Annotated in this window: 1 protein-coding gene; it reads left to right on the top strand. The window is 76.5% G+C overall.

Going from position 1 to position 716, the window contains the following annotated elements; all coding sequences use genetic code 11:
- The coding region (locus ACLEQD_RS44730) for a hypothetical protein (protein WP_410391971.1) at positions 1–716 on the top strand (716 nt) is incomplete at both ends.

The raw sequence follows: 716 nt of genomic DNA on the forward strand, positions 1-716 counted from the left end.
CGCGTCCGCGGGCGCCGCGCGCAGCGCGTACCTGGCGCTGGTGCTCTTCGCTGGCGGCATGGCCCGCTGCGCGACGGGGCGCTCGCGCGACGGCCTGCCGCAGCTCAAGCGCTGCCTGTTCCGCGTGGCGCAGGTGCCGGTGGACCTGGTGCTGATGCTGGGCGGGCGCGTGCTGTCCGCCGTGCAGGTGGTGGCGGGGCTGGAGCCCGTGGGCCGCCGGCTGACGGACGCGGAGGTGGAGCGGCTGCGCCCCATCTTCGGCGACAGCCTGGACTACCGCTGCGTGCGCGTGAAGGAAGGCGCCCTGGGCCTGCTGGGCCTGCCGGGCCGCGCGTTCGCGCATGGGGACGTCCTCTTCATCCCGCCCGGCTACGGCGCGGTGGGCTTCCGGCTGCTGGTGCACGAGCTCACGCACGTGTGGCAGCACCAGCACGGCGGCACGGGCTACCTGAGCGGCGCGCTCGCGGCGCAGTACCTGGGGGACGGCTACGACTGGCGCAAGGCCGTGGGCCACCGGCGCTGGGCGGAGCTCAACCCGGAGCAGCAGGCGCAGTTCATCGAGGACGCCGCCGACGCGCAGCTCATCCCCCACGTGGGCCGCCCCACGCCCCAGCAGCGGCTGCGCGGCTGGAGCGACGCCGCCCTGTGCCTCCTGGACGAGGCGCTGGACTGCCTCTACGCCGGACGGGGCGCGCGTGAGGCCGCGGCCCCCCGGG

It is taken from the genome of Corallococcus sp. 4LFB (assembly GCF_046520365.1).
Taxonomy (GTDB): domain Bacteria; phylum Myxococcota; class Myxococcia; order Myxococcales; family Myxococcaceae; genus Corallococcus; species Corallococcus caeni.